General features: G+C 63.6%; 17 protein-coding genes. 2 read left to right on the top strand and 15 right to left on the bottom strand.

Annotation, left to right across the window (positions count from 1 at the left end; genetic code table 11):
- Position 1 precedes the first annotated feature (1 nt).
- Both GEV01_RS13130 and GEV01_RS13135 read right to left on the bottom strand, forming a co-directional pair.
- Positions 2-1,234, bottom strand: a complete 1,233-nt coding sequence (locus GEV01_RS13130; RefSeq protein ID WP_152804918.1) for a M20/M25/M40 family metallo-hydrolase — start codon at positions 1,232-1,234, stop codon at positions 2-4.
- Positions 1,235-1,244: 10 nt separating this feature from the next.
- Positions 1,245-2,462 (bottom strand): urate hydroxylase PuuD, encoded by a 1,218-nt coding sequence (locus tag GEV01_RS13135; protein WP_152804920.1) that lies wholly within the window; start codon positions 2,460-2,462, stop codon positions 1,245-1,247.
- Between the two features lie 118 nt (positions 2,463-2,580).
- On the opposite strand from GEV01_RS13135, the gene GEV01_RS13140 reads away from it, so the two are divergent.
- Together GEV01_RS13140 and GEV01_RS13145 are read left to right on the top strand one after the other, a co-directional pair.
- Positions 2,581-3,516 carry a LysR substrate-binding domain-containing protein gene (locus GEV01_RS13140; protein WP_152804922.1) on the top strand — a complete coding sequence of 312 codons (936 nt, stop codon included), beginning with the start codon at positions 2,581-2,583 and terminating at the stop codon, positions 3,514-3,516.
- A gap of 66 nt (positions 3,517-3,582) precedes the next feature.
- Positions 3,583-5,346: an allantoate amidohydrolase gene (locus GEV01_RS13145; protein WP_152804924.1), complete on the top strand. Its 1,764-nt coding sequence runs from the start codon at positions 3,583-3,585 to the stop codon at positions 5,344-5,346.
- A gap of 12 nt (positions 5,347-5,358) precedes the next feature.
- Here the strand turns inward: GEV01_RS13145 and GEV01_RS13150 are convergent, their stop codons facing one another.
- From GEV01_RS13150 to GEV01_RS13210, 13 genes are all read right to left on the bottom strand, one after another.
- Positions 5,359-6,561, bottom strand: coding sequence for a c-type cytochrome (locus GEV01_RS13150; protein ID WP_152804926.1), 1,203 nt, complete (start codon positions 6,559-6,561; stop codon positions 5,359-5,361).
- The gene (locus GEV01_RS13155) at positions 6,558-7,109 is read right to left on the bottom strand and encodes a (2Fe-2S)-binding protein (RefSeq protein WP_152804928.1); all 552 of its coding nucleotides are present in this window, start codon (positions 7,107-7,109) and stop codon (positions 6,558-6,560) included. Before GEV01_RS13155 ends, GEV01_RS13150 begins: the two co-directional genes overlap by 4 nt.
- Positions 7,106-9,931, bottom strand: a complete 2,826-nt coding sequence (locus tag GEV01_RS13160) for a xanthine dehydrogenase family protein molybdopterin-binding subunit (RefSeq protein WP_152804930.1) — start codon at positions 9,929-9,931, stop codon at positions 7,106-7,108. The genes GEV01_RS13155 and GEV01_RS13160 overlap by 4 nt, the downstream gene beginning before the upstream one ends.
- A 78-nt stretch (positions 9,932-10,009) precedes the next feature.
- Positions 10,010-11,281, bottom strand: coding sequence for a tetratricopeptide repeat protein (locus GEV01_RS13165; RefSeq protein ID WP_152804932.1), 1,272 nt, complete (start codon positions 11,279-11,281; stop codon positions 10,010-10,012).
- Positions 11,282-12,955: a putative bifunctional diguanylate cyclase/phosphodiesterase gene (locus GEV01_RS13170; RefSeq protein ID WP_152804934.1), complete on the bottom strand. Its 1,674-nt coding sequence runs from the start codon at positions 12,953-12,955 to the stop codon at positions 11,282-11,284. It lies immediately after the preceding gene.
- Positions 12,956-13,035: 80 nt separating this feature from the next.
- Positions 13,036-14,271, bottom strand: a complete 1,236-nt coding sequence (locus tag GEV01_RS13175) for a Zn-dependent hydrolase (protein WP_152804936.1) — start codon at positions 14,269-14,271, stop codon at positions 13,036-13,038.
- A gap of 18 nt (positions 14,272-14,289) precedes the next feature.
- The gene (gene hydA / locus GEV01_RS13180; RefSeq protein ID WP_152804938.1) at positions 14,290-15,684 is read right to left on the bottom strand and encodes a dihydropyrimidinase; all 1,395 of its coding nucleotides are present in this window, start codon (positions 15,682-15,684) and stop codon (positions 14,290-14,292) included.
- Positions 15,685-15,705: 21 nt separating this feature from the next.
- Positions 15,706-17,187, bottom strand: a complete 1,482-nt coding sequence (locus tag GEV01_RS13185; RefSeq protein ID WP_328595510.1) for an NCS1 family nucleobase:cation symporter-1 — start codon at positions 17,185-17,187, stop codon at positions 15,706-15,708.
- A 61-nt stretch (positions 17,188-17,248) separates the two neighbouring features.
- A complete protein-coding gene (preA, locus tag GEV01_RS13190; protein ID WP_152804940.1) occupies positions 17,249-18,544 on the bottom strand; it encodes an NAD-dependent dihydropyrimidine dehydrogenase subunit PreA in 1,296 nt (431 codons plus the stop codon).
- A complete protein-coding gene (locus GEV01_RS13195) occupies positions 18,544-19,914 on the bottom strand; it encodes an NAD(P)-dependent oxidoreductase (protein WP_152804942.1) in 1,371 nt (456 codons plus the stop codon). Before GEV01_RS13195 ends, preA begins: the two co-directional genes overlap by 1 nt.
- 112 nt (positions 19,915-20,026) lie before the next feature.
- Positions 20,027-21,529, bottom strand: a complete 1,503-nt coding sequence (locus GEV01_RS13200; RefSeq protein WP_152804944.1) for a CoA-acylating methylmalonate-semialdehyde dehydrogenase — start codon at positions 21,527-21,529, stop codon at positions 20,027-20,029.
- Between the two features lie 20 nt (positions 21,530-21,549).
- Positions 21,550-22,665 carry an alanine dehydrogenase gene (ald, locus tag GEV01_RS13205; protein WP_152804946.1) on the bottom strand — a complete coding sequence of 372 codons (1,116 nt, stop codon included), beginning with the start codon at positions 22,663-22,665 and terminating at the stop codon, positions 21,550-21,552.
- Positions 22,666-22,678: 13 nt separating this feature from the next.
- Positions 22,679-23,995 (bottom strand): aspartate aminotransferase family protein, encoded by a 1,317-nt coding sequence (locus tag GEV01_RS13210; protein WP_152804948.1) that lies wholly within the window; start codon positions 23,993-23,995, stop codon positions 22,679-22,681.
- Positions 23,996-24,155 lie beyond the last annotated feature (160 nt).

Raw genomic sequence — 24,155 nt, forward strand, 5'->3', positions numbered from 1 at the left:
CTCACTCTCCAAGGAAATCCAATAGCGTGCATGCTACCACCTTGGTCGCCTTGCGCAGGTCTTCCAGCTGCAAACGCTCGTCGGCCTTCTTGGCGTTGGACTCGGGGACGCTGCGCGGACCGGCGCCGTACAGCACCGCCGGAATGCCATGTTCGCCGTACAGGCGCGCATCCGCGTACAGCGGCGTGCCCTGGGCCGGGATCTTCTCGCCGATGAAGGTCTGCGCGTTCTGCTGAAGGCTGGCCACCAGCTTCTCCGTGCCCGTCTGCTCACGCAGCGCGTGCGACAGCAGCAGGCGCTTGATCTCGATGCGAATGCCAGGCTGGCCTTCCACCGCTTTCTCGATCAGCGCGCGCACTTGCGCTTCCACCGCCACCGGGTCTTCTTCCGGAATCATGCGGCGGTCCATCTTCAGCACCACTTTGCCCGGCACGACGTTGGTGTTGGTGCCGCCGTCGATACGGCCCACCAGCATGGTCGGCGAATCGATGCCGGGGATTTTCGATTTGACCTTCTTCAGTTCCGGCAGTTGGTCGTAGATCGCGTTCAGGATGCGGGTGGCCGCCTGCAGCGCGTCGTGGCCGGTCTCCGGCATCGCGCCGTGGCCGGACTTGCCGTGCACCGTGATCTCCAGCTGCAAACAGGCGTTGTGCGCGGTGACGATGTTGTAGCTGAAGCCCGCCGCGATGACGAAGTCCGGCTTGGTCAGCTTTTGTTCCAGCAGCCAGCCGGGGCCCAGCAGGCCGCCGAATTCCTCGTCGTACGTGAAGTGCAGTTCCAGCCCGCCCTTCAACGGCACGCCCAGCGCTTCCAGCGCGCGGGTGGCGAAGATGTAGGTGGCGAAGTCGCACTTGGAAACGGCGGCGGCGCGGCCGTAAATATAGCCGTTTTCCACCACGCCGCCATACGGCGGATAGGTCCAGTTGTCGCCCGGCGGCACCACGTCGCCGTGGGCATTGAGCGCCACGGTCGGGCCGCCGGCCTGGTATGGACGGCGCACGATCAGATTGGTGATGGTCTCCATGCCGTAGTCCTGCACCACGTCGGCCGGCACGGCGTGCTTCTCGGCGATCCAGCCATAGGCCTTGACCAGGTCCGCCACCATGTCCGCGTGCGGCGCGTTGTTGCCGGGCGGGGTATCGGTCGGCACGCGCAGCAGCTGCTGCAGCACGCCTACTTCTTCATCGAAGTGCGCGTCGATCCACTGCGCCAGTTGTTCTTTGTTCGTCGTCATGGTTGTTCTTTCACTTGGCGCCGGATTCGAACCAGGCCGCGATCTGCGCCCGTTCTGCATCGGTCATATTGGTCAGGTTCGCAAGCGGCATGGCTTTCAGCTGCACCGATTGCTTGTAGATTTTTTCCGCGTTCTGATGCACCTGCTCCGCGCTGTCGAGCATCACGCCGGCGGGCGCCGTGGCAAAGCCGGGTTGCGTCGGATGCGCCGAGTGGCAGGCCACGCAGCGCTGGTCGATGACGGTTTTCACCTTGGCGAATTGCGCCGCCGGATCGGCAGCGGCGGCCGATGCCACAGGACGCGGTGGCGCAATCGCCACGGCCACGCCGATCAGCAGCGCGACGCCGATGGCCGGATAACGCCACTCGACGCGCCCTTTGTGGCGCAGGTTGAAGAAGTGGCGGATGAAGACGCCGGCTGCCATGATGAAGGCCAGCACCAGCCACGCATGGTCGTTCCGGTAGGTCATCGCATAGTGGTTGCTGATCATGATGAACAGCACCGGCAGCGTGAAGTAGTTATTGTGGACGCTGCGCTGCTTGGCCTTCTGGCCGTGGATCGGGTCAGGCAAGCGACCGGCCGACATGGCCTCCACCATCTTGCGCTGGCCGGGGATAATCAGCATCAGCACATTGCCGACCATGATGGTGCCGATCAGCGCACCGACGTGGATGTAGGCGGCGCGGCCGCTCAGCACATGCGTCAGGCCATACGCGGCGCCGACGATCAGCGCGAACACCACCACGCCGAACCACAGGTCGCGCTGGCCCAGCGGCGAGCGGCACAGCAGGTCGTACACGGTCCAGCCGACGACCAGCGTGCCGACGCCGATGCCGATCGCCTGCCAGCTGCCGATATCGGCCACCGACTTATCGATCATCATCGCCTGCGCGTTGAAGTAGTAGGCGATGGTCAGCAGCGCGATGCCGGACAGCCAGGTGGAATATGCCTCCCACTTAAACCAGTGCAGATCCTTCGGCAGCTCGGCCGGCGCCACCAGGTATTTTTGCGGGTTGTAGAAACCGCCGCCGTGCACGGCCCACAGTTCGCCGGACACGCCCTTCTTCGCCAGCTCCGAGCCGGGTGCGGGCGGGCGGATCGAATTATCCAGCCAGACGAAGTAGAACGAAGCGCCGATCCAGGCGATGCCGGTGATGATATGCAGCCAGCGCACGATCAGGTTCAGCCACTCAAGGCCATACGGGATCAGATAGGCGAAAAAGTCCATGGGTGCTTTCAGGGTAAAGAGTGTGGCTAATTTACAGAAGATAAACGGATTTGACGCCGACCACATGAACATTAGAGTATATTAAACATATCCAATCCCGTATAACAGAAATCCTCTCATGGCCGCCCTGCCGCAACACCTGGATCTGCATTTGATCCGCATCCTCTACCTGCTGCTGGTTGAGAAGAACGTCTCACGCGTCGCCCTCAAACTGAATCAGCCGCAGCCCTCCATCTCCGCCTCGCTGCGCAAGCTGCGCGAGCTGACGGGCGATCCGCTGCTGGTGCGCGGCGCGCGCGGCATGGTGCCGACCCAGCACGGCGAAAGCCTGCTGATACCGGCCAAGCGCATCCTCGACGAAACCGAGAACCTGTTCCTGAAGAAGACGCCCTTCGTGCCGCAGGAAGAAGCGCGCACCTTCCACATCGCCGCGCCGGACTACCTGGACAGCCAGTTCCTGCCCAACCTTGTGGCGCTGCTGCGCCGTGGTTCGCCCAACAGCCGCGTGAAGATCCACAGCCTGGGACCGGGCGTGGACTACGTGCGCCTGCTGTCGGACGGCGACATGGACCTGGTCATCGCCAACTGGGACGAGCCGCCCGAGCACCTGCACATGTCCAAGCTGTTCGAAGACCCGATCATCTGCGTGATGCGCTCCGACTGCCCCTACGCGCTGCGCACCGGCAGCGAGGACATGACGCTGGCCGACTACCTGTCCCTGCCCCACGTGGCGCCGACGCAGATCCTGCCCGGCTACCACGGCGTCATCGACGACTTCCTGGAGCGCCATGGCCTGCAGCGCAACGTGGCGGTGGAATCGGCCTACTTCGGCCTGATCCCCTACATGCTGACGCAGACCGACCTGGTGCTGACCACCGGCCGCCAGTTCGTGCGCTACTACGAGCGCAATATGCCGCTGAAGACCTACACGGTGCCGGTCAAGTTCCCGTCGATGCGCTTCTACCAGCTGTGGCACGAGCGCGTGCACCAGGCGCCAGAACACAAATGGCTGCGCGAGCAGGTCTCCACTGCGGCCAAGGCGCTCGGCAAATAGCAAACCTTATAAACCTTAGCGGATACCGCATATAACTGGGCGGCTCAGTTGCGATTACACTAGGCTATGACGACACTATCCGAATTAAACGGCTGCGACGCCGCCACCTTCACCGACCGCCTGCGCGGCATCTACGAGCACTCGCCGTGGATACCGGAACGGGCAGCGGCCCAGCGCCCCTTTGCCAACGCCACCGCGCTCAAGCTGGCCTTGCAGGCCGTGGTCAGCGCCGCGTCGCCGGACGAGCAACTGGGCCTGATCCGCGCCCATCCTGAGCTGGCGGGCAAGGCAGCCGTCTCCGGCCAGCTGACGGCGGAATCCACCAATGAGCAAGCCAAGTCCGGCCTGCACCTGTGCAGTGCCGAGGAATTCGCCACGCTGCACAAGCTGAACGCGGACTACAACGACAAATTCGGCTTCCCCTTCATCCTCGCCGTCAAAGGCCCGGATGGACAAGGGCTGACGCGCCGCGCCATCATCGCCACCTTCACACGCCGGCTGAAGAACCAGCGCGCCGACGAAATCGCAGAGTGCCTGCGCCAGATTAAGCGCATCGCCGAGCTGCGCCTGAACGACCTTCTGGGCATAACGCTGGACTTCGGCCCCACCATCATGCAGTGGTGCGAAACCATAGGCGCATGGAGCGACACCGACAACAGCGCCAATGCGGACTTCGATCTGACCTGCGCCTACATGACGCCCGCGCACCGCAAGACCGCCGCGCAGCTGATGGACTGGATGCGCGAAGCCGGCATGGACACCCGCATCGATGACGTAGGCAACGTCGTCGGCGTCTACTGCTCCGACGCGCCGGGCGCGAAGACGCTGATGACCGGCTCCCACTACGACACCGTGCGCAACGGCGGCAAGTACGACGGCCGCCTCGGCATCCTGCTGCCCATCGCCATCGTGCGCTACCTGCACCAGCGCGGCGAGAAGCTGCCCTTCCACTTCGAGATCGTCGGTTTCGCCGAAGAGGAAGGCGTGCGCTTCAAGAGCACCTTCCTGGGCAGTAACGCGGTGACGGGCCGCTTCGACCTGTCGCTGCTGGACCAGACCGACGCCGACGGCATCACCATGCGCGGCGCGCTGCTGGCCGCCGGCCACGACGTCACGCGCATCCCCGCCATCGCGCGCGATCCGGCGCAACTGCTCGGTTTCGTAGAAGTCCATATCGAACAAGGCCCGGTGCTGCTGGAGCACGACCTGGCGCTGGGCGTGGTGACGGCGATCGCCGGCAGCTCGCGCTACCTGGTCGAGCTGACCGGCCTGGCCAGCCATGCAGGCACCACGCCGATGAACATGCGCAAGGACGCGGCGGCAGCGGCGGCGGAGATCGTGCTGCTGGTCGAGCGGCGCTGCGCGCAAGGCGCGTCGCTGGTCGGCACGGTCGGCCAGTTGCAGGTGCCGGGCGGTTCGGTCAATGTGATCCCCGGCGCATGCAAGCTGTCGCTGGACATCCGCGCCGCCGACGACGCCGTGCGGCTCGCCGCGGTGAAGGATGTATTGGACGGCATCACGGCGATCTGCGCGCGGCGTCAGGTGGAAGTGAGCATGCAGCAGATCGTCGATGCTGCGGCCGCGCCATGCGCACCGCGCCTGATGCAGCAGTTCGGCGCCGCCATCGAGCGCGCCGGCCTGCCGCGCTTCGACCTGCTCTCCGGCGCCGGCCACGATGCGATGGCGATGGCCGCGATCACCGACGTGGCCATGCTGTTCACCCGCTGCGGCAACGGCGGCATCAGCCACAACCCTCTGGAGACGATGACGGCGGACGATGCCGACATCGCCGCGCATGTGCTGCTGGATTTCTTGCGCAGCTACGCCTGACAATCCAAGTGATCAAGGCGTCCGCAATTCCTTCACCTGGGATTCGCTGACCGTGCCGGCCTGTCCACCCCAGCTCACGCGCAGGAAATTGGACAAGCCGGCGATTTCCTTGTCGCTCAACTTGGCCGCGAAGCCCGGCATGGCCTGCATGCTTTCCTTCTTACCAAAGCGCTGGGCCTCGATGCCGTCCAGCGTGACCTCGATCAGATTGCGCGGATCGGCGCTGCGCACCGTGGTATTGCCCTTCATCGCAACCGCGACATGCGGCTTGCCGCCGCCATCGACTCCATGGCAACCGGCGCAGACGGCGATATAGGTACGGCGGCCCGCGTCGATGGACGCATCCGCGCCAGCCGGTGCAGGCTTCAAAGGTTGCGGAGGCAGGGGCTTGTCGCCCAGCAGATAGGTGGTCATCGCCCACATGTCGCCCGGCGTCAGATGCTGGGTGCTCAGGTGGACCACTGCGAACATCTCGCCGTACGCCGAGCCTTGCGGCGCAACGCCGGTGCCCAGGAACGACGCCAGGTCGGCGGCCGTCCATCCCGAGGCAGACAGGCCGGGCGGCGAGATATCCGGCGCGGCGATGCGCGCCATCGCGCTGCCGCCCAAGGGTTTGGCCCCATCCATCTGCCCCAGCGCGCCGCGCGGCGTATGGCATTCCGCACAATGCCCCATCGTGTTGACCATGTAGCGGCCGCGCAGATAGGCCGGCGACTGGCCGGCCGAGGCGTCGGGCAGCGCGTCCTTCAAGAACAGCATGTTCCAGAAGCGCATACCGAAGCGCATGTTGTACGGGAACTTGAGATCGGCCGCCTTGCTTGGCACCGCAGCAGGCTTGATCTGCATGAGATAAGCGAAGATGGCGTCGCTGTCGGCGCGGCTCATCGAACGGTAGGACGTGTAGGGCATGGCCGGATACAGATGACGGTCCGGCGCCACACCGTCGCGCAAGGCCGCATAGAACTCGTCGGCGCTCCATTTGCCGATGCCGTGCTCCTTGTCCGGCGTGATGTTGGTGCCGTAAAAAGTCCCGAAGTCCGATTTCAGTTCCACTCCGCCGGCAAACGGCGCACCGGTGGCCGAAGTGTGACAGGCGGCGCAATCGGCCGCCTTGACCAGATAGCGCCCGCGACTGACCACGTCATTCTCGGCGGCGACCGAATGTGTCGCCGCTACCAGCGCTGCGGCGAGAAGAGCAAGATGGCGGCTCATCATTTCCCCTCCTTCACCAGTCCGGGCGTGTTCAACACGACATCCTTGACCGCTTCGAAGTAGCGCACATAACCGGTACATCGGCAGATGTGGGCATTCAGGCTTTCCATGATCGTCTCATCAATCTGGTCGCGGCTAACGGGTGTGCGCTTCAGGCGCTCCAGCAGCACCGTGGCCGCGTTCACGAAGCCCGGCGTGCAGTAGCCACACTGGAAGCTGAAATGTTCGAGGAACTTCTGCTGCACCGGCGACAGCGCCACCACTTCGCCCTTGTCGTTCAACTTGGCGTGCCCTTCCACCGTGCGCACTTTTTTACCGTCGAAGAAATGCGCACCGGTGATACAGGAGCGGACTTCCTCGCTGGTGCCGTCGGCTTTATCCAGTATCACCACGCAGGCATGGCACACGCCCTGTCCGCAGCCCAGGCGGGAGCCGGTCAGGTCCAGGTATTCGTGCAGGAAGTCGATCATCATCACGCCTTCCGGCACCTCCATCGGGCCGGCCTTCTTGCCGTTGACGGTCAGCGTGATTGGTTTGGTCGCGATGCTCATGCCAGCACCTCCTGTATCTGTTCCGGCGTAACCGGCAAGTCGCTGAAGCGGTGGCCGATGGCGTGCGCGATGCCATTGACGATGGCGCCCACCACGGGAATCATCACCACCTCCGCGATGCCTTTGGGCGGATCGGTCTCCGTCAACGGCGGCAGGATCTCCGCCGTCTGCTTCCACACCGCGACGTCTCGTGCGCGCGGCAGCTGGTAGCGGTTGAAGTTCCAGGTGCCGTTGCCCGGACCATCCTCGTACAGCGGCAGGTACTCGTGCAGCGCGTGGCCTATGCCCATCGCCAGCCCGCCCTGCAACTGGCTCGATACCAGCTGCGGCGACAGCATGCTGCCGCACTCCATGATGGAATGATGGCTGAGCAGCTCGACCTTGCCGCTGGCCTCATGCACCGACAACTCGACCAGCGTGCCCACCGCGCTGTAGTAGGTGACGGTGGCGTTATTGCGCTGCACCGGCGGGATGTAGACACGCTTGCGGTTCAGCACATGGTAGCCGCCGGAAGAACTCATGCTGGCCTTCCTGCCCTGGTCCGCGCCGTCGCCATAGCGCAGCGACAGGCCATCTATCGGCAGCCGTACGCCGGCGCCGTTGACGTCGAACTCCGCCTCGCTCCACTGCCAGCGGTTGAACACATGCACCGTAGCGCCAGTCACCAGTCCCAGCTCGTGCGCCTTGCGCGCCAGCTGCTCGCAGGACAGCGCCTGCAAACCGCCGGCGGACAGCTTGCCGTCGCCCCAGCGCGCGTCCTCCACCCGTATCACCAGCGACGCCGCCTGGCCGCCCGCATAGCCCTCGCTCCAGATGGCCATCGCGGCAGGCCACAGGCCGTGCATGAAGACCACGCGCGCCGCTTCCCGCGTGCTGTGCGTGAAGTAGTAGGCGGAGTTGGTGGCGCTGGCGGGAGAACTGTAGGTCGGCGACCAGCGCGGATTGGCCGACAGCTTGTCCTGGTCGGCCTGGCTCATGATGTAGGGATCTCCGCTGCTGACCACCGGCAGGTCGTCCCATTCGGTGACAGCGGTGCGCACTGTGCCGGCCGGCTTGCCCAGCCACTTGGCGCAAGCCACCGCCTGCGACGTCGACATGCCGGTGCCGATCTCGGTGCCGCTGTGCGACAGCTCGATCGCGCCGTCGGCGTTGATCTGCACCTTGGCGAAGGAGCTCTCGGCGCCGGTGCCGAAGTCCTTCTGCACGCAGGCGAATCCCACGCCGTAGCGATGGCCGGGATGCGCCGCTTCAAACGCGCGCTTGGCGCCGGCGCGGCCTGTCCACAGCGGATGCACCTTGGCTTTTTGCAGAACCTCGTCGACCCGCACCGCACCTGCCGGAATCGCGCCCTGGGTATTTTTCATCCCCGAGCGCAGCGCGTTCTTCAGTCTGAAATCGATGGCGTCCAGTCCCAGTTTTTCCGCGAATTCATCCATCATCATTTCCGTTGCGGCCATGCTCTGCAAGGTGCCGTAGCCGCGCGCCGAACCGGCGTCGATGGCGCGCGAGGCGATGGCCACGGCCGCGAAATCGTTCTTCGGAAAATAGTAAATCGACTGCGCGGCCGTCGCCGCAACCATCGCCACCGACGGCGAGAAGTTACAGCGCCCGCCGCCGTTGGCCTCAAAATATCCCTGGAACGATTGCAGCATCGCGCTCTTGCGGTCGACCGCGATGCGGTACTTCATCTTGAACGCATGGCGCTTGATCGACGACTGGAACTGCTCGTAGCGGTCGTTGGCCAGCCGCACCGGATTGCCATTGGCGTACAGCGCCGTCATCAGGCCATAGAACGGAAAATTGTAGTGGTCCTTGGAGCCGTAGCCCACCGTGTAGCACGGATGCAGGAACAGCTTCTTGAGCGGGAACTTGCTCTTCTTGAGCATTTCGATGGCGCTGTCGATGACCTCTTGCGGCGACTGCGTCGGCACCACCATGTGCAGCGTTTGCTCGGCGGCGTTGTACCAGCAGTTGGCGTTGTCCGGCTCCATCGCCGCCGTGTCCACCGACTGCGTGTTGTAGTCGCGCTCCAGCACCAGCCAGTCGGCCGGCGGGCTATCCAGTTCGCCCTTGATCTGGTTGGCGTAGTACATCCCCTGCTCGCCCAGCTTGCCGTGCTCTATGCCGTCCGGCCAGACCGGCTGCTGCTTGCGCATCGCGCTGGGGAACACCGGCGCGTTTTTCAGGCTGGAGAAAACGTCCATGTCGGCCGACGTGGCGCCGCCCACGCGCACAAAGCGGAAGGTGCCCCACGGGTCGCGCTCCATCGGCGGTGCAGCGGCGCCGTAGCGCACCACGCCTTCCTTGAACTGCAGCGCATCCTTGGCCGCGCGGAAGCGGGCGAAGTCGTTGAAGATCAGGACCGCCACCGCGTGCCCCAGGTAGGCCGCCTGCCTCCCGGCCGGCAGCAGCATGTCGGCGCCATAGAAACCGGGGAAGGCGACGCCGTCGCGCACCAGGTCTTCCGCCGTCACGACGCGGTCCGGTTTCAGGTCCGCGCCCAGCAGCGACAGGTCGATACCGTCAAACAGCACGTCGGTGCGGGTGGCGCGCAGCATCAGGGCGTGGGCTTGTTGTTGCGGCCAGTGCGGCATGTCGCGAGCGCGGATGTCGCGGGCGAATACCTTGGCGCCGGTTACTTTGGACAGGCCATCGATACGAAACCTGGCCAATCCAGCCTTGCCGTCCCAGGCGACCGGAGTGAGGATTTTTTCCTCGAACAGTGCGGCGAACGCCTTGCCGCCCAGGGGCGCGATGTAGACAGAAACACCAGCGACCACGCTGGCCTTCAAAAAACTGCGGCGTGAAATGTCCCCATTCATCTTGTCACCTCTCAGAGAGTCAGGTCAAGGCGATGTTTCTTTTCGAGTTACCTAGTTGAACAGAGAGCGCGGAACGAGTCAACATCTTTCAATTGGGCGATGCAACAGGGCCAATTCGCGCGCGACAGCATCGATTACCGGCCTCCAATCGCCTGCGCTGGATTGACGGAACAGGCGCATCGACGGATACCATGGCGTATCGACGCGTTCACTCATCCAGCGCCAGTCGCAGCGATAGTCGGGCAACAGCAGCCAGCAAGGTTTGCCCATGGTGCCGGCCAGATGCGCCACAGCCGTATCGACGCTGATCACCAGATCGAGATTGGCGATGACGGCGGCGGTGTCGGCGAAGTCGCCCAGCTGTGGGCCGGCTGCGTACAGCTGCATGCCGCCAGGAGGAGCCATCGCCTCGTCCTCGCCGGGGCCTTTTTGCAGGCTGACGAAATGCGCGGGCACGGTGGCCAACGGCGCCAGCGTTTGCAGCGATGGCAGCGAGCGATCCGCGTCGTTCTCGAAATGCGGGTTGCCCTTCCACGCCAGGCCGACGCGCAATCCCTGCGACGGCAACCGGCCGGCCCAATGACGCACCAGATCCAGCTCCGCTGCGAGGTAGGGAATCGACGTGGCCGGGCCGGCGCCGCCGCCCAACAGCAAAGGCAGGCGCATCGGGTGCGTCCAGTAATCCCAGCCATCGGCAGGTATCGCCTCATCCGGCGCATAGACCGCATCCACGCCTTCCAGCGTTGCGAACAAGCGCTTCAAGGCCGCATGGCAGATCACGGCGACACGCAGCGCACCGCGCTTCTTCAGTTGCGCAGCATAGCGGCAGAAGTGGATCATGTCGCCCTGCCCCGCCTCCAGCGTGACCACTATCGACTTGCCGTGCAGCGGCTCGCCGTTCCAGCGCGGACAGGTGAAGGTATGCACGAACGCGTCGAACTCCCAGCGGGCCTCCAGCAACGGCCAGCCCTCCGCAAAGCGCCCTTGGCGCAGCAGCACGTAGGCCAGATTGAAGCGCGCCCGCGCATGTTCCGGGTCCAGCGCCAGCGCATGGCGATAGCACTGCTCCGCTTCCTGCTCACGCTTCACGCAGGCGAGCAGCACGCCCAGCTGGCTCCATGCGGACGGCGACTCAGGCGCCAGCTCCAGCGCCGCGCGCGTGGCCGCCTCCGATTCGCCGAAGCGCTTCATCTTCAGCAGCACCACGCCGAGGTTCTGGTGCAGCTGCGGGTGGTCCGGCATCGACGCTATCGCCAGGCGATAGTGGAACTCCGCCTCCGCGTACGCCCCCTGCTGTTCTTTCAGATATCCGAGATTGGCGCGCTCCGCACCGTAAGTGGACTCCAGCATCTACAAGCCTGCGATGAGTGTCAGCAGTTCCGGCTCCGGCAGCGGCTTGCTGAACAAATAGCCCTGGTAGCTCTGGCAGCCTTCGGCTATGACGAAGTTGAGCTGCTCCAGCGTCTCCACGCCTTCGGCCACCACCGACATGTTCAGCGCCTTTCCCAGCGCGACGATGATGCGGACGATGGCTGCACCGCTGTCTTCCTTGACGGCGGCCCAGATGAAGGAGCGGTCTATCTTCAACTGATCCAGCGGCAGCCGGTGCAGATACGAGAGCGACGAGTAGCCGGTGCCGAAATCGTCCAGCGCGAAGGTAATGCCTGCGGCCCGCAGCCGCTGCATCTTTTCCACTGTGCCTTCGATATCCTTTAACAGCAGGCTCTCCGTCATTTCAAGCCGCAGCTTGTCGGCGCGGGCGCCGGTTGCGGCCAGCACTTCAAGGACTTGCTCCACGAAGTCGGGACGATGGAACTGCTGGGCGCTGACGTTGACCGCCATGGCCAGCTTCGCGGTGCGCTTGTCGTTGGCCCACTGCGCCAGTTGGCGGCAGGCCTCGTGCATCACCCACCGTCCCAGCGGCAGGATCAGGTTCGAATCCTCTGCCACCGGAATGAACTCGGCGGGCGACACCAATCCACGCTGCGGATGCTTCCAGCGCACCAGCGCCTCCGTGCCCGCCATGGTTCCATCCATGTTCATCAGCGGCTGATAGTAGAGAACGAATTCGTCGTTGACCAGCGCGCGGCGCATGTCCGCCTCCAGCGCGGCGCGCGCACTGACGCGGGCCTGCATCGCCGGATCGAAGAAGGAGACATTGTTGCGGCCTGCCGCCTTGGCCTGGTACATGGCCAGGTCCGCGCGCTTCAACACCTCGTCCACGGTGCCGCAGGAACCGTTGAACAGCGTGACGCCTATGCTCGGCGTGCTGTACTGGTCCACGCCTTCAATGACAAACGGTGCGACGAAGGCATGGATGATCTTGGCCGCGACCTCCTGCGCCGCCTTGGCGACAGCTTCCTCGGTCGGCCCCAGATCCTCCAGCAGCACGATGAACTCATCGCCGCCGAAGCGCGCCACCGTATCGCAGCTGCGCACCGCCGCGTTCAAACGGTCGCCGACCATCTGCAACAGGATGTCGCCCTTGTCGTGGCCACGCGTGTCGTTGATGTTCTTGAAGTTATCCAGGTCGATGAACAGCATGGCGCCCAACCGGCCCTGCGACAGCGCATCCCCGGCGCGGTCCAGCAGCAGCTGGCGGTTCGGCAAGCCGGTCAGCTTGTCGTAGAAAGCCATGTTGTGGATCTGGGCCTCGATGGCCTTGCGCTCGCTGATGTCGCGGAAGTAGATCGTCACGCCTTCCGCCGACGGATAGGCGCGGATCTCGGTCCATAGGTTGAGCGGCGCGTAATGCTCCTCGAAAGCGACTGCACTGTTGGTTTCCACCGCCTGGTGATAGGCGCGGTAGTAGGGACCGTCCACCGCCTCGGGGAACACCGTCCATACATTCTTGCCCATCACCTCGGAACGCTGTACCTGAAGCAGCCGTTCAGCGTTGCCGTTCATGTAGCGGATTTTCCAGCTGTGGTCCAGCATCAGGACTGCATCGGAGATGCTTTCCAGCGTGGCGGTCAGGCAGGCTGTCTCCAGCGCGGCTGCGAGCGATTGGGGTGGTTCTTGCATGTTGAAAGCCGGGGAAGCCTGATCCATTCTGTGGGTTGATAGCCTGCCACAAGTGAGTATGCTCCCCGGCCGGGTGACGGTCAAACAATACGCGCACGCTCCAGCATCGCGTGCAACAGCACGTTGCAACCCGCCTCCAGGTGTTCGGACTTGGCGTCCTCGATTTCATTGTGGCTGATGCCATCCTTGCAAGGCACGAAGATCATGCCCGCCGGCGCAAGCCGCGCCGCGTAGATCGCATCGTGGCCGGCACCGGAGACCACGTCCATGGTCGAATATCCCAGCTTGGCAGTGGCGTTGCGGACCGCGTCCACGCATTCGGGATGGAAGGGGCATGGCGGATAGTAGGACACGCGCTCGATCGATATCTTCAAGCCGGTTTCGCTGCGGGTCTTGTCGATAAAGGCCAGCATCTCTTCGTGCATGGTGTTGAGCAGCTCATCGTTCACGTTGCGCAGGTCGATGCTGAATTTGACTTCGCCCGGTATCACGTTGCGGCTGTTGGGGAACACCTGCACCATGCCCACCGTGCCGCGGCCGTACGGCGGATAACGGTTGGCGATGGCGACCACCTCCTGCATGATTTTGGTCGACACCTGCAGCGCATCCTTGCGCAGACCCATGGGCGTAGGCCCCGCGTGGGCCTCCATGCCGCTGACCACGCAGTCGTACCACGAGAGCCCCATCACGGCCGGCACCACGCCGATCACCTTGTCGGCGTCTTCCAGCACCGGACCCTGCTCGATGTGCGTTTCAAAATAGGCGCCGATGGGATGATCGCCCGGTACCTGGTCGCCCTTGTAGCCGATGCGCGCCAGTTCTTCGCCGACGGTCTTGCCCTCGGTGTCCTTTGCGGCGTAGGCCGTCTCCAGGCTGAAGGCGCCGCAGAACACGCCGGAGCCCATCATCACCGGCACGAAGCGCGAGCCTTCTTCATTGGTCCAGAAGGCGACTTCAATCGGCGCTTCGGTCTTGATCTTCAAATCGTTCAGCGTGCGCACGACTTCCAGGCCTGCCAGCACGCCGTAGTTGCCGTCGAATTTACCGCCGGTGGGCTGGGTGTCGATATGGCTGCCGGTCATCACGGGCGGCAGCGCGTTGTTTGTGCCATCGCGCCGCATGAAGACATTGCCGATCTGGTCGACCGTCACAGACATGCCGGCCTCCCTGCCCCAACCGACCACCAGGTCGCGGCCCTGCTTGTCCAGGTCCGTCAGGGCCAGGCGCTTGACGCCGCCCTTGGGTGTGGCGCCGATTTGCGCCAGTTCCATCAGTGCCGCCCACAGGCGGTCGCCGTTAATGCGCATGTCGCTCATTGCAGTACTCCTTCTAAATTAGCGCGCCGACGTCGGCTTGAACGACGGACGGTCGATGTGGCGGCCAGCGCCCTCCACCGCCATCAGCACGCCGCGATGGAACACGACGTTGCCGGCGGCGAGCGTGGTGCTCGGGATGCCGCGCACGGTGCGGCCTTCGAATACATTGAACCCGCCCTTGGCAAACTGCGTCAGCGACGAAATGGTGCGGCTGCCTTCCGGATCCCAGACGACGATATCGGCATCGGCGCCAACGGCGATCACGCCCTTGCGCGGATACATATTGAAAATCTGCGCGGCGTTGGTCGACGTCACCTTGACGAATTCGGATGGCGTCAGCAGGCCGCTGTTGACGCCGGCGTCCCAGATCACGGACATGCGGTCTTCCACGCCGCCGCAGCCGTTCGGGATCTTGGTGAAGTCGTCCTTGCCGGCGGCTTTCTGCTCGGCGCAGAAGGTGCAGTGGTCGGTTGCGGTGGTGTGCAGGTTGCCGCCTTGCAGACCGTGCCACAACGCGGCCTGGTGATGCTTGCTGCGGAACGGAGGACTCATCACGTGGCCCGCCGCGAATTCCAGGTCGTCGCTCTGGTACACGCTTTCGTCGATGACCAGGTGGCCGGCCAGCGCTTCGCCATACACGCGCTGCCCGTTGGCGCGCGCGCGGGTGATGGCGTCCAGCGACTCGGCGCAGGAGACGTGCACGATGTACACCGGTGTGTTGAGCACATTGGCAATCGCGATGGCGCGGTTGGCCGCTTCCGCCTCCACTGCCGGTGGGCGCGACAGCGGATGCGCGCTCGGCCCGGTCATGCCCTTCTTCAGCAGATCCTGCTGCAGCTGATAAACCAGCTCGCCGTTCTCCGCGTGCACGGTCGGAATCGCGCCCAGTTCCAGCGAACGGCGGAAGCTCTTCACCAGCGTCTCGTCGTCGGCCATGATGGCGTTCTTGTACGCCATGAAGTGCTTGAAGCTGTTGACGCCATGGTCGCGCACCAGGATGCCCATGTCGCGATGCACCGTCTCGTCCCACCACGTGATCGCCACGTGGAAGGAGTAGTCGCCGGCCGCCTTTTGCGCCCAGCCGCGCCACTGGTGGTAGGCCTCGATCAGGTTCTGCTTCGGCGCCGGGATGACAAAGTCGATGATGGTGGTGGTGCCGCCGGCCAGGCCTGCCGCCGTGCCGGTGTAGAAGTCGTCCTGCGTGACGGTGCCCATGAAGGGCAGGTTCATATGCGTGTGCGGATCTATCCCGCCCGGCATCACATACTGGCCGCTGGCATCGATCACCTTGGCCGACGCCGGCGCATCCAGGTTGTCGCCCACGGCGACGATCTTATCGCCGTAGCACAGCACATCGGCACGAAAAGCGCGGTCGGCGTTGACGACGGTGCCGCCGCGAATAATAGTTGTCATGGATGTCTCCTGAATCTTCTTTTAGGGGTGGGCGGCGCGCACTGCGGGCATCGCTTTACCCTTCATCATAACCCCATACACCAGCGCCGAAATAGCGATTCCGACAAACCATGCATAGGTGTAGATCGTTTTAAATTCGGCCGCCACATCGGGGAAGGAAGCCGGGAACGCGGCGTTGAGGAAGCCGGGAATATTCGGCAGCACGCCGATCACAAATGCTACCAGCGCCGCCATGTTCCAGCCATTGCCATACGAGTACTGGCCGTCTTCGCGATACAGCTCGCCGACATTCAGCTCGGTCTTGCGGATCAGGTAGTAGTCGACGATCAGGATGCCGGCGATGGGGCCCAACAGGGCCGAGTAGCCGATCAGCCAGGTGAAGATATAGCCCTGCGTGGACTCCAGTATCTTCCAGGGCATCATCAGGATCGCGATGCCGGCGGTGATGTAGCCGCCCACCTTGTACGAGATGTGCTTGGGCGCCAGCGACGAGAAGTCGTAGGCCGGGCCGACCAGATTGGCGGCCAGGTTGACGGACACGGTATCGATCAACAGGATCAGCAGCGCGATCAGCACGGCGGCACCGGTCATGCGGCTGGACAGGTCGACCGGATCCCAGATCGCCTTGCCGTACAAGACCACCGTGGCCGAGGTGACGATCACCGCCATCATCGCCAGCAGGCCCATAGGCACAGGCAGGCCGACCGACTGGCCCAGCACCTGGTCGCGCTGCGATTTGGCGAAGCGGGTAAAGTCGGGAATATTCAGCGCCAGCGTGGCCCAGAAGCCGACCATCGCCGTCAGCGAAGGCCAGAACACGGACCAGAACTGGCCGGCCTTCTTGCCGCCGACGACGAACTGAGAAGGCGCCGACAGCAGATCGCCAAAACCGCCGGCCTTGTTGTAGACCCAGCCGAGCAGCACGAAGCAGATCAGGATTTTCAGCGGCGCGGTGTAAGTTTCCAGCTTGCGGATCGCATCCATGCCGTGCACGATGTACCAGAACTGAATGCCCCAGAAAGCCAGGAAGCACAACAGCTGTCCGCCGTTGATGCCCAGGCCCGCGATCTTGTCGCCGCCGATGTCGCCGCCCAGCAGCACGCCGAGCAGCGTGTAGATCATCTGGCCGCCGAACCAGGTCTGGATGCCGTACCAGCCGCAGGCGACGATGGCGCGCATCAGCGCGGGCAGGCGCGCGCCGGCGGTACCGAACGAGGAACGCGCCAACACCGCATACGGAATGCCGTACTTGGTGCCGGCGTGGCCGATCAACAGCATCGGCAGCAAAACGATAGCGTTCGCGAGGAACACCGTCAGCACGGCCTGGTAGCCCGACATGCCGCCTTCAATCAGGCTGGCGGACAGCGTGTAGGCCGGTATGCACATCACCATGCCTACCCACAGCGCGGCGAAGTGATACCAACGCCAAGTACGTTGCGCCGCCGATGTCGGGGCCAGGTCTTCGTTCCAGAGTTGCGTGCTGCCAGAGAGTTCTTTGCTCACGGGGCTTTCTCCAAAGGTTGATGTTCCTTCTATCGCTGCAAGTTCCGTACCTATATACCGTTTATACTGTTTCGGTCACCTTGATGTTCTCCGCGCGCGGGTTGCGCGGGTCTTGGGTCCAGTTCATGTATGGCTTGCCCGTATCCTGCGGCACCATCGTGATGCAGCCCTGCACCGGGCAGGTGATTTCACACAGGTTGCAGCCCACGCATTCCTCTTTTATGACCTCATACGTGCGCGTGCCGCTGGCCTCATCGATCAGCTGCGCAATAGACTGGTGCGACGTGTCCTCGCACGCCACGTAACAGCGGCCGCACTTGATACAGTCGTCCTGGTTGATCTGCGCGATCACCTGGTAGTTCATGTTCAGGTATTTCCAGTCCGTCGTATTCGGCACGGCCTTGCCGACGAATTCGCTGATGCTCTTGTAGCCCTTCTCATCCATCCAGCGCGACAGGCCATCCTTCATCTCTTCGACGATGCGGAAGCCGTGCAGCATGGCGGCGGTGCAGACCTGCACGCAGCCCGAGCCCAGCGCCATGAACTCCGCAGCGTCGCGCCAGTTGCCGATGCCGCCGATGCCGGAGATCGGCAAGCCCTTGGTCTGCGGATCGCGCGCGATCTCGGCGACCATGTTCAGCGCGATCGGCTTGACGGCCGAACCGCAGTAGCCGCCGTGCGTGCTGGCGCCGCCCACGATGGGGAAGGCCACCATCTGATCCAGGTCCAGATGGGTGATCGAGTTGATCGTGTTAATCAGCGAGACCGCATCCGCACCGCCAGCCTTGGCGGCGCGCGCCGGTGCCCGCACGTCGGTGATGTTGGGTGTGAGCTTGACGATGACCGGCAGTTTGGAGTGTGTCTTGCACCAGCGCGTGACCATCTCCACGTACTCGGGAACCTGGCCGACGGCCGCGCCCATGCCGCGCTCCGGCATGCCGTGCGGGCAGCCGAAGTTAAGCTCGATGCCGTCGGCGCCGGTGGCTTCCACCAGCGGCAGGATATCGGCCCACAGCTTCTCTTCGCACGGCAGCATCAGCGAGACGATGATGACGCGATCCGGCCAATCCTTCTTCACCTGCGTGATTTCGGTCAGGTTGATTTCCAGCGAGCGGTCGGTAATCAGCTCGATATTGTTGAAGCCGAGGACTTCGCGGTTCTTGCCGTAGTGCGCGGAATAGCGCGACGACACGTTGACGGCGGCCGGGTCTTCGCCCAGCGTCTTCCACACCACGCCGCCCCACCCTGCTTCAAATGCGCGCACCACGTTGTAGGCCTTGTCCGTCGGCGGCGCGGAGGCCAGCCAGAACGGGTTGATGGACTTGATGCCGCAGAATTCTATGCTCAGGTCAGCCATTATGCAGCCTCCTTCATACCGTTGATGTCTTGATGGATGGCGTGTGCCGCCAGTTTCCCGTGCTGCACCGCCTGCACGGTCAGGTCCTGTCCGGGCGCCACACAGTCGCCGCCGGCGTAGATGCGCGGCAGGACTGTGCGGAACTGATCGTCGACGTGGATTTTGTCACCGTCGCGTTTCAGCGTCTTCGCCAGTGGATCACTGATGCTCTTTTCGTCCATGCCCTGGCCGATGGCCTTGAAGATCGCGTCGGCCGCGATCTCGAAGGTCTCGCCGGTGCCGGCAAGGCGGCCGTTGACGACTGCGGTTTTCTCGAATCGCATGCCGCGCACGCGGCCTGCGTCATCCAGCAGCACTTGCTGCGGCTGGGCCCAGGTGCGCATGCGGACCTGGTTTTCCTTCGCGATGTGTTGTTCGTGCTCGGTGGCGCTCATCGCATCGAAGCCGCGACGGTACACCAGCGTGACTTCTTCCGCACCAAGGCGCTGGATCTGCACCGCCATGTCGATGGCGGTATTGCCGGCGCCGATGACGATGACGCGTGCGGGCAGCGGCAGCTTGCTCAGGTCATCGGCCTGGCGCAGCGCGGCGATGTAGTCGACGGCGGCCAGCAGGCCGGGAGCGTCCTCGCCGGTCAGGCCCAGCTGCTTGCTGGCGCCCAGGCCCAGGCCGAGGAACACGGCGTCGTACTGCGCGTGCAGGTCTTTCAGCTGCACGTTGCCGCCCAGCGTCTGGCCGTGCTTGATCTCGATGCCGCCGATTTGCAGCAGGAAGTCCACTTCCTTCTGCGCGAAGTTATCGGTCAGCTTGTACTTGGCGATGCCGTATTCATTCAGGCCGCCGGATTTTTCCTTCGCTTCGAAGATGACCACGTCGTTGCCCAGCATCGCCAGGCGGTGCGCGCACGACAGGCCTGCGGGGCCTGCGCCCACCACGGCGATCTTCTTGCCGGTCGATGCGGCGCGCTTGAACGGATGTTCGGTGATGGTCATGTTATCGATGGCGTAGCGCTGCAGCAGACCGATCTTCACCGGCTGGCCTTCCGCATCGTGATTGCGCACGCAGGCGTCCTCGCACAGGATCTCGGTGGGGCAGACGCGCGAGCAGCTGCCGCCCAGGATGTTCTGCTTCAGGATGCCGACGGCCGCGCCGTTGATGTTCTCGTCGTGGATATTGCGGATAAAGCTGGCGACGTCGATATCGGACGGGCAGATGCGCGTGCACGGCGCATCGTAGCAATACAGGCAGCGCGAACTTTCAATCGCTGCCTGGCGCGCATTCAGCGCTGGCGCCAGGTCGGTGAAGTGTTCAGCCAGTGTGGCATTGGCTTCCTTCGGCTGGGGCATGTATTTGAGAGATTCGATCATCATACGATTTCCTGGCTAGTGCTTTGGAAACCGTCGTCCCCGCGAAAGCGGGGATCCATAATTCGCATGTGATCATGCGTTCTATGGATTCCCGCCTGCGCGGGAATGACGGCGCTTACTTCATCTGAGGGAATGCAAATTCTGCGCCAGCGCTTGCGGTGTTCGGCCAGCGCTGCATCACCGCCTTGTGGCGCGTGTAGAAACGCACGCCTTCGGGACCATAGGCGTGATGGTCGCCGAACAGGCTGCGCTTCCATCCACCGAAACTATTGAAGGCCATCGGCACCGGCAGCGGCACATTCACGCCGACCATGCCGACCTGGATCTGCCGCACGAACTCGCGCGCCACGCCGCCGTCGCGCGTGTAGATCGCCACGCCGTTGCCGTACTCATTACGGTTGATCAGCTCCACCGCGCTGCCCACGTCCGGCGAACGCAGCATGCACAGCACGGGGCCGAAAATCTCTTCCTTGTAAATCGTCATATCCGGCGTGACGTGGTCGAACAAAGTGCCGCCGATGAAGAAGCCGTTCTCGCGTCCAGCCACCACATGATTGCGTCCATCGACCACCAGCTTCGCGCCCTGCTCCACGCCCTCGCCGATCAGGCGCTCTATGCGCTGCTTGGCCGCGCTGGAAACCACAGGCCCCATTTCGGCATCCGACGCCATACCGTCGCGCACTTTCAGTGCGGCGGTGCGCTTTGCCAGTGCATCGACGATCTTGTCGCCCGCGTCGCCGACCGCCACCACCACGGAGATCGCCATGCAGCGCTCACCGGCCGAACCATACGCAGCGCCCATCAGCGCATCGACGGTCATCTCCATGTCCGCATCCGGCATGACGACCATGTGGTTCTTCGCGCCGCCCAGTGCCTGCACGCGTTTTCCCGCAGCGCAGCCACGCGAGTAGATGTATTCGGCAATCGGCGTCGAGCCGACGAAGCTCACCGCCTGCACCACCGGATGATCGAGCAGCGCATCGACCGTCACCTTGTCGCCCTGGATGACGTTGAACACGCCGTCCGGCAAACCGGCTTCTTTCAGCAGCCGCGCATGCAGCAGCGACGGCGACGGATCGCGCTCGGAAGGCTTGAGAATAAAGGTGTTACCGCATGCCAGCGCCACCGGGAACATCCACATCGGCACCATCACCGGGAAGTTGAACGGCGTGATGCCGGCCACCACACCGAGCGCCTGGCGCATCGACCAGGCGTCGATACCACGCGAAATCTGATCGGTGAATTCGCCCTTCAGCAGTTGCGGAATGCCGACCGCGAATTCCACCATCTCGATACCGCGCGCCACTTCGCCTTGCGCATCGGCGAAGGTCTTGCCGTGTTCACGCGTGAGCATGGCCGCGAATTCGTCAGTGTGCTGCTGGCACAGTTGCAGGTACTTGAACAGAACGCGGGCCCGCGTCAGCGGCGGCGTGGCGGACCACGACGGAAAGGCTTTTTCCGCAGCGCGCACGGCGGCATCAACTTCTTCCGTCGTACCCAGGGCCACCCTGGCCACCGGTTCGCCCAGCGCGGGATTGAACACGTCCGCATAGCGGCCGCTTTGCGTATCGACTTTAACGCCGTTGATGTAATGGGTGATGGTGTCCAGGTTACTCATGATCTTCTTTCAAAAAGCGTTCAGCCCAGCAGGCTGTCCGCGTCCACATAGGTATAGCCAAGGCCGTGCGCCACCGCTTCGTAGGTGACGTGGCCGAGACAAACGTTCAATCCGTTCTTCAGGTGCGGGTTGGCTTTCAGCGCTTTCTGCCAGCCCTTGTCGGCCAGCGCTACCGCGTGGCCGATGGTTGCGTTATTCAATGCGAAGGTCGACGTGCGGGCGACAGCGCCCGGCATATTGGCCACGCAGTAGTGGATCACGCCGTCGACCACGTAGGTCGGCTTTTCGTGCGTGGTGGCGTGCGAGGTTTCGAAGCATCCGCCCTGGTCGATGGCGACGTCCACCACCACCGCGCCCGGCTTCATGCGCGAGATCATTTCCTTCGTCACCAGCTTGGGCGCCGCCGCGCCAGGCACCAGCACGCCGCCGATCACCAGATCCGCATCGAGCACCGCTTCCTCGATCGAGTGCGCGTTCGAATACATGGTGGAGATGCGGTTGCCGTAGATGAGGTCCAGCTGGCGCAGGCGGTCGATGTTCTTGTCCAAAATCGTCACGCGGGCGCCGATGCCGACCGCCATCTGCAAGGCATTGGTGCCGACCACGCCGGCGCCGATGATGGCGATATGGCCGGGTGCCACGCCAGGCACGCCGCCCAGCAGCAGGCCCATGCCGCCCTTGGATTTTTCCAGATGCGCAGCGCCGGCCTGTATCGACATGCGCCCCGCCACCTCGCTCATCGGCGCCAGCAGCGGCAAGCCGCCGTTGGCGCCGGTGATGGTTTCGTAGGCGATGCAGACCGCGCCCGATTCCACCAGCGCCTTGGTCTGTTCCGGGTCCGGCGCCAGATGCAGGTAGGTGTAGAGGATCTGGCCCTTGCGCAGCATCGCGCATTCTTCCGGCTGCGGCTCTTTCACTTTGACGATCATCTCGGCGCGGGCGAAGATTTCGGACGCCGCTTCGACGATGGTGGCGCCTGCGCCCTCATACATCGCGTCGCTCAAGCCGATGGCGACACCGGCATTTTTTTGTACAAGTACTTGATGGCCACGCAATACGAGTTCCTTGACGCTGGCCGGGGTAAGGCCAACGCGGGACTCCTGGTTTTTGATCTCTTTTGGGACGCCTACCAGCATGGTGTTCTCCTCGTTAGTTTAAGTTTTTAAGTACCGTCGTCAGCTTTCCAAAAAGTTCGTCGATGTGTTTTTTCTCCAGCACCAGCGGCGGCGACAGGGCGATGATGTCGCCGGTGGTGCGTATCAACACGCCGTCCGCAAAGGCCTGCTTGAATGCGGCGAAGGCACGCGCGCCAGGCTTGCCGGCGATAGGCGCCAGCTCGATGCCGGCGATCAGGCCGATGGTGCGGATGTCGATCACGTGCGGCAGGCCTTTGAGCGAGTGCACGGCGTCCGCCCAGTACTCGGCCATGCCTGCCGCGTGTTCGAGGATCTTCTGTTCCTTGAATACTTCCAGCGTCGCCAGCGAGGCGGCGCAGGCGACCGGGTGGCCCGAGTAGGTGTAGCCGTGGAACAGCTCAATGCCGGCCGGCGCTTCCATGAAAGCATCGTGGATGTGTTTTTTGCTGAACACCGCGCCCATCGGAATCACGCCGTTGGTCAGGCCTTTGGCGGTGGTCATCATGTCCGGCTCGACGTCGAAGTAGTCGGCCGCGAACGGCGTCGTCAAACGGCCGAAGCCCGTGATCACTTCATCGAAGATCAGCAGGATGCCGTGCTTGGTGCACAGTTCGCGCAGGCGTTTCAGATAGCCCTTCGGCGGTATCAGCACGCCGGTGGAACCGGCCACCGGCTCGACGATCACCGCAGCGATGGTCGATGCGTCGTGCAGCGCGACGATGCGTTCCAGTTCGTCGGCCAGCTCGGTGCCGTATTCCGGCTCGCCGCGCGTGTAGGCGTTCTTCTCCAGGTTGTGCGTGTGCGGCAGGTGGTCGACGCCGGGCAGCATCACGCCGTAAGGCTTGCGGTTGCCGGCGATGCCGCCGACCGAGATGCCGCCGAAACCGACGCCGTGGTAGCCGCGCTCGCGGCCGATCAATCGCGTGCGGCTCGCTTCACCGCGCGCCTTGTGATACGCCAGCGCGATCTTCAGCGCCGTGTCCACCGCCTCGGAACCGGAGTTGGTGTAGAACACGTGGCCGAACTTGTGGTTGGTGTACTCCATCAGCTTTTCGGCCAGGTCGAAGGCGGCCGGGTGGCCCATCTGGAAGGTCGGCGCGAAATCGAGCTGGCCCACCATCTCGCGCACGGCGGCGACGATCTTCGGCTGCGCGTGGCCGCATGGTACGCACCACAGGCCGGCCGTGCCGTCCAGGATGCTGTTGCCGTCGACGTCCTTGTAGTACATGCCTTGCGCCGACACCAGCAGGCGCGGATGGGCTTTGAAATCGCGGTTGTTCGTGAAAGGCATCCAGAAGGACGCCATCGATTCAGGTCTGGATTCGTTCATGCTCATCTCCTGGGAACTAACTTGCGGATATTTTTGACGAACCGTAAAAAAATTTACCAGTTGGCAAAATGATGATGCAATAATAGACAGCGCAACAACTATGGCACAGATACACAAATATCAAAACTGTCCAACCGTACTGGCAACAAAAACACTACAG

The organism is Rugamonas rivuli (genome assembly GCF_009380165.1).
In the GTDB taxonomy this organism is placed as follows: domain Bacteria; phylum Pseudomonadota; class Gammaproteobacteria; order Burkholderiales; family Burkholderiaceae_D; genus Rugamonas; species Rugamonas rivuli.